The sequence below is a fragment of the Bradyrhizobium sp. genome (assembly GCF_049586575.1).
Taxonomy (GTDB): Bacteria; Pseudomonadota; Alphaproteobacteria; order Rhizobiales; family Xanthobacteraceae; genus Bradyrhizobium.
Genome location: NZ_JBAVCF010000734.1, coordinates 1 through 6,287 on the forward strand (window position 1 = coordinate 1; position 6,287 = coordinate 6,287).

4 protein-coding genes and 1 pseudogene are annotated in these 6,287 nt (G+C 60.3%); 4 read left to right on the plus strand and 1 reads right to left on the minus strand.

Annotated features, from left to right (window positions below; all coding sequences use genetic code 11):
• The 4 genes from WB528_RS26645 to WB528_RS26660 form a co-directional block, all read left to right on the plus strand.
• Positions 1 to 370: hypothetical protein (locus WB528_RS26645; protein WP_423892335.1), on the plus strand; the 370-nt coding region annotated here is incomplete at its 5' end.
• 339 nt (positions 371 to 709) lie between these two features.
• Positions 710 to 2,998 (plus strand): TOMM precursor leader peptide-binding protein, encoded by a 2,289-nt coding sequence (locus WB528_RS26650; protein ID WP_423892336.1) that lies wholly within the window; start codon positions 710 to 712, stop codon positions 2,996 to 2,998.
• 17 nt (positions 2,999 to 3,015) lie between these two features.
• Entirely contained in the window at positions 3,016 to 4,491 is a 1,476-nt protein-coding gene (locus WB528_RS26655; RefSeq protein WP_423892337.1) for a SagB/ThcOx family dehydrogenase, read from the plus strand.
• Positions 4,492 to 4,647: 156 nt separating this feature from the next.
• Entirely contained in the window at positions 4,648 to 5,169 is a 522-nt protein-coding gene (locus tag WB528_RS26660) for a glycosyltransferase family 9 protein (RefSeq protein ID WP_423892338.1), read from the plus strand.
• 133 nt (positions 5,170 to 5,302) lie between these two features.
• Here WB528_RS26660 and aqpZ read toward each other — a convergent pair.
• Positions 5,303 to 5,997 (minus strand): annotated as a pseudogene (gene aqpZ, locus WB528_RS26665) (aquaporin Z).
• Positions 5,998 to 6,287: the final 290 nt, after the last annotated feature.

A 6,287-nucleotide genomic window follows, 5' to 3' on the forward strand; every position in this document is an offset into this window, starting at 1 on the left:
GCGTATTAAGGCCGCGCTACCGGCCTTGGGCGCGGCTGGCTTGACCTTTTCGATGGTAGGCGGCGCGTCGGCAGCAGTTGTGCCGGCTAACGACGCAACTCAATCAACGAACTATTCACCCAATCAGCAGATCACGCTCGGCGAAGAAGAAATCGCTGACGTCAGCCTGGCGACGTTCTACGTCTTCGACAAAGAGAGCACGGCTGCGACCAAGGACGGCAACGTCCAGCTCGCCCGCGGCTGCGGCTGCCGTGGTTGTGGCGGTGGCCGTGGTTGCCGCGGATGTCGTGGCTGTGGCCGCGGATGCGGCTGCGGCGTTGGCTGGATCGGCGGCTGCTGCGCTTCCTGGGGCGCATGTCGCTGGTGCTAAGCGAGGTTACCTACCTCGCGTGAACGACAATCAGGGCCGGGTTCGACACTGTCGACCCGGCCTATGCATGTGTGGTGTCGTTCGCAGCGCATATGGCCTGTTGGCGCTTCGCGACACTCCGAATTCCCGCTTCAGTAAAAGACACCCTCAGGCGCGACAGACAAGCCCCGCACACTCACGCGGTGGATTTGATATTCGCTTCGAAGCGGGGCCTCATAAAGAATGTCAAATCCAACCCGCACTAGAAAGACTGGATTTGCTGGTGTTCCTTTGAGTCCTGACATTCGTAAGAACACTTGCAGCAACATGATACTGACGTCGGAACCGGAACACTAGATCATGAACGCCAGACGCAAGACCGCTCCATCCAAAGCCAAGCGCAAGGCCGCTTCCGCCCGTCGCGCCGCCAAGGACATTGCGCAGTTCGCACCAAATTTCACGGTCTACGTGCTGCCGCCGGATCAGGTCTGTCTGTACTCCGAAGATCGCAAATTCTTCCTGCATGGCGAACTCTATTGCGCGCTGGCTACGGCCATTGGCAAGGGCGGAAAGAGCCTGCAACAGCTCGTTGCTGAGTTTGGGAAACGCTTTCCTCCCGAGAAAGTAGAGGAAGCGCTCAAGCGCCTGATCGAACGACAATACCTCGTCGAGGCATCCCCTGCATCGAACAGCGTCCAGGCCGGATATTGGGCGAGCCTCGGCCTGCCGCCCGGCATGGCCGAGCAAAACCTCGCTAACTGCCGCGTGCGGGTGGAAGCCATTGATGTCCAGGGCGCCAAGGAGCTCACGAAAGCGCTGGGCGAATTGGGCGTCCGGATCGTCGCCGGTCGCGCCGCCGATCTGACGATCACGCTCGCCAACGATTATCTCGATCGGCGCCTTGCCAAGTTGAATGAGCAACGCGTACCAGGCGGCACGCTCTGGCTGCTGGCGCAACCTTCCGGCGCCTTTCCATTGGTCGGACCGGTGTTTAATCCCGGTAAGGGTCCATGCTGGACCTGTTTGTTCGATCGCATGATCCGCAATCGCGAGGTCAAGGGATTCCTCGACCGCACGGATGCGCGGGTGGTCTCCCCGTCGCCACTGGTGCGCAGCCCGCTTGGACAAAGCGCGATTCCGTTTGCAGCGCTTGAGATCGCCAAGGCGATTGCCAGCGGATTTCGTACCGATCTCAACAATCACATCGTCAGTCATGATTTGCTGGGTTCGACGACCGTCAAGCACTACGTGGCGCATCGTCCGCAGTGCCCGACCTGCGGCAGCGGGAAGCTGCGCGACCCGCGCCGCGCCCCGACGCCGATCGAACTCGGGCCCGGGCTCAAACTGACGATGACAAGCGGAGGTTTCCGCACAGTGTCGTCGCGCGCAACCGTCGCCCGTTTTCGCAAGCATGTCAGTCCGCTCACCGGCGTCGTCAAGAAATTGGAACGGATCGAGGCCGACCTGCCGTTGAATACGAATTACTTCGCGAGCCACAACTTTTCCGGACCGGCACTGACTGTCGACGCGCTCAGGGAAGGATTGACGGGCGGAAGCTTCGGCAAGGGCTCGACCGCCGAACAGGCCGAAGCCAGTGCCCTGATGGAAGCGATCGAACGCTACTCCGGCATCTTTCAGGGCGATGAAATCCGCACGACCAGGCGTTTCACCGACTTCGAGCCTGGAGAGGCGATCAATCCCGAGGACGTCCTGTTGTTCAGCGACGAGCAATATCGCTCGCCCGAGGCCGAGCCTGACGACTCCCACCCCGTCCCGGCACGCTTCGATCCCTCGGCCAGGATCGAATGGTCGCCGGTCTGGTCGCTGCGCGATCAACGCTTCCGGTATTTGCCGACGAGCCTGATGTATTTCTTTTATGGCGGCGGCGAGAACTCATACAACGCCGACTCCAACGGCTGTGCGGCCGGCAACACGCTTCAAGAGGCCATCGTTCAGGGCTTCCTCGAGCTCGTGGAGCGCGACGCCTATGCCATCTGGTGGTACAATCGCTTGCAGCGCGAGGAACTCGATCTCAACCAATTCGACGATTCCTATGTTCAGGATCTGCGAACCCAGCTTGGCGAGCAGGGGCGCAAGCTTTGGGTGCTCGATATCACCAGCGATCTCGGCATTCCGACCTATGTTGCGATACTGCACTGGATGCAGAACGGGCATGAGAACATCGAGTTCGGCTCCGGCGCGCATTTCGATAGCCGCATTGCGCTGCTCCGTACGCTGACCGAACTTAACCAGTTCATGTCGATTGGCTTGATGAACGGCGGATCGGGCGAGAAGCCCAGCCTCGATAACGTCACGCCGCTGCAACTGACAAACTACCCGTTCCTGTTACCGAATGGCCGTCCGGCAGCCCCCGCGATCTCGGGTTCGAAATTCGGGCCGCTCCGTGATACCCGCAAACAGGTCGACGCTTGCGTCGAGGTTGCGCGACAGGCGGGCCTCGACTTTCTCGTTCTCGATCAGACGAGGCCGGATGTCGAAACATCCATCGCCAGAGTCATCGTTCCCGGTTTGCGGCATTTCTATCGCCGCTTCGGACCCGGCCGCCTCTACGACGTTGCCGTGAAGCTTGGCCTGCTTGACAAGCCGTTGACGGAGAGCGAGCTGACGCCGTTCGTGCCTCACACTTAGAAAAGGACACTCCCGGCTTGCCCGCTCCCGGAAAAAATAAAGCGCGCACGACAACGCCGGTTATCACTGCCCGCCTGAGCGGACATGTCACGCTCGAGGGGCAGACAGACGGCAATGTCGTCGCGCGCTTTGAGGGATTTGCCCAAGGCCTCGGAAAGTTCAGCCCGCCAGCATTAAAGCGCCTTGGTGAACTTCGCACCGGATTGCCGCTGGCCTCGTTCTCACGTGGCCGCGCCGCCGATAAAGAAATCAACCTGCTGGTTCAGCGGTTGGCGCGTAGTGGCCTCCTGGAATATCGCCTCGGGCCGGAGCGAGGCGGCCGTGATTACGTTGTGATCGAGCCGCAGATTGCCGATTATTGGCCGCAAGTCTCGAAGATCGGCAACACAGATACAATTGCGCTATCGCGATTTGCGTACCTCAGGCGCCGCGGCACAGAGATGGTGCTGGAATCGCCGCGCGCAGGCGCCTTGGTCAGGATCGCCGATCCCAAGGTTGCCGCCGCGCTCGCTACGCTATCGCAGCCACAGAAGATCAGCCGATATCGCAAGGAGCGCGGATTTCCCGGACTGGAGCTTCTCGGATTGCTGCTGGATTGCCAAATCCTGTTCAAGCTCCGGAAGGGCGATAGCGACGGCTTGCGCCCATCGGAGGGCGATCCCAACCTCGTATTGTGGGATTTTCACGATCTGTTGTTTCACACCCATAGCACCGAGGGCCGGCAAGCAAATCCGCTGGGCGGACTTTACTCGTATTCCGATCTCATGGCGCCCTTGCCCGCGGTGCGATCGCCGTGGCCTGGACGAGCGGTCGATCTGAACAGCGCTCCGGCAGTGGCCTCTGCGCCCTCGCCGTTCGCGGCCCTGCTCGACGAGCGGCATTCGATACGCGACTTCGACGACGAACACCCTGTCACGCTGGCTGAGTTGGCCACTCTTCTACAGACCGCCGCTCGCGTTCGGGCGAAATGGACGGCCCCCTCCGACATGGGCGAGGAAGGCCCGGAAGTGTCCTATGCTTCGCGCCCCTATCCGTCCGGCGGCGCGGCGTATGAACTTGAGCTTTATCTCGCGGTCAACAACTGCGAAGGCCTGGCGCGCGGATTTTATCACTATGATGCCGATAGGCATGCACTGACGCCGATCGAAGTCCAACCGCAGGACCTCGACGCGCAGCTTTCGGACGCGGAATTTGCCACCGGCTCTTCCGGTCTTCCGCAGGTTCTTTTCGTCGTCGCGGCCCGCTTCGGCCGGGTCTCATGGAAATATAGCTCAGTCGCCTACTCGCTCATCCTCAAGGACGTCGGCGTCTTGACGCAAACGCTTTATCTCGCCGCAACTGACTTGAGGCTCGGCGGATGCGCGATTGGCACCAACAATATCGACCGGTTCGCGCGAATGACCGGACTGGAATTCTCCGTTGAAGGCCCCGTCGGTCAATTTGCGCTCGGCCGCGGCGCGACGCCGGGACCCGACGGCCCGGAATTCGGCTAGATCCAGCTATCGACGGTTCATTGACGCGGCTGCGCTCGAAAATCGAACGTGGCCCTTGCAGTTCCTGGTCCGGTGAAGAGAATTCCATGCAATAGCGAGACGGGATTACCGCGACGATAAGGCCCCCAGAGAGGCGGCCGACCGGGAGAGCGCGCCATGATAACGATGCGACGAAGCCTGATGGTGGCGGCTGCTATCGCCGGCGCTGAAACCGCTGCGCTGGCTTCCTGCCTCGACCTCATCATCACGGTGGACACCAGCGTCGCCCATCTCGCTGGCGCTCTCGGGCGGCCGACCTGGATTCTGCTACCGTACACGCCGCCGTACCGCTGGCTGCTCAACCGCCACGATAGTCCGGTGGTACCCGAGCGTGCGCCTGTTCCGGCAGGACGCGACCCGCGATATGGCAGCGTGCTTGATCGCGTGAGAGACGAGTTGCAGGCTCAAATCGCCGCGTTCAGGCGGGAACGTGGCCCGAATCCGGCGCCGCAACGTTCAGAAGAACCCCGCGCTCAGATCGAGACCGTAGCTTGCAAATATCGCGGACGCCAACAGGACCGCGCCGCAAAACGTCATGACGGCCGCAAATGGACTGATCTTAATTTCGCTGCGGGAGGCTTGGGAAAAGGCTTGAACGAGTGCAGACATTGGCGACCTCCAAATTTCGACCTCGGCTGAGGCGAATTGGATAGTCGCAGTGAACCGTTTCGGGCTGTCTTCGCGTTTCCGCCAAATGGTTTCAGGATCGTTTCGTTGAAATGTCTCGCGGAACCAGAACGATTGGCGAGGCGCTTCTACGAACACCTGGCGTTCAAACTGCGTCCGGCTCACCGTGTTGCCAGCGGCCGACCACGCTGGCAGCCGCGGCGCCGAGGATAGGTGCTAGCCAGAATAGCCACAGCTGCGCGACATAAGCTCCACCGGCAATCAGCGCGGGGCCGGTACTTCGCGCCGGATTGACCGAGGCGTTACTGATCGGAATCAGGAACAGATGAATCAGCGTTGGGCAAAGCCAGATAGGTATCCCGGCAACTCCAACTGCTGCGCCTTTCGAGGTGGTGCCGATGATGACGTAGATAAAGAAGAGAGTAGCGATGACTTCACTCAGGAAGCAGGACGCCAGGTGTACTTTCCGGGGCTGAACTCGCCATAGCCGTTGGACGCAAATCCACCCGGAACCCAGTCAGGCTTGCCCGAGGCGATCACATAGAGCACGGCAGCCACGACGACGGCGCCCGCTACCTGCGTGATGATGTAGGGAAGAACATCGTTGGCCTTGAAGCGGCCGCCGGCCCAGAGGCCTACGGTCACCGCAGAATTAAAATGCCCTCCCGAGATATGGCCGACTGCACAAGCCATGGTGAGCACGGTCAATCCGAACGCCAGACTGACCCCGAGGAATCCGATCCCCAGTGACGGGAGGTTTGCAGCGAGCACCGCACTGCCTCAACCAGCGAATGTCAGCCAAAAAGTTCTGAAGAAATCGGCTCCAAGACGTCGCCACATGACTTCCCTCCTCTGTCGGCTAATTAGCTGGCATCATATTTCCACATGTCCGAATGGATCGATTCAACTAAATTCACTGCTAAAACCATTTAATCGACGTCTATCGCTTATCCCTAATAAGTCACGTTCAGCCTGACTTGTGTCTTCAAATTATAGACCGGGTAATCCTTGATGATCGGCACGCCGACCTCGAGCGACAGCGCGATATTGTCCGTCAATATGCGCCCCACTCTGACGTCGAACGGCAGAAACAGCCGGCCGGTCTGGCCGGTAATCGGATCGCCGTAGTT

Excerpts from the sequence above, each read along its gene's own strand:
- WB528_RS26650 (WP_423892336.1), top strand. The coding sequence starts at position 710 with ATGAACGCCAGACGCAAGACCGCTCCATCCAAAGCCAAGCGCAAGGCC.
- WB528_RS26660 (WP_423892338.1), top strand. The coding sequence starts at position 4,648 with ATGATAACGATGCGACGAAGCCTGATGGTGGCGGCTGCTATCGCCGGC.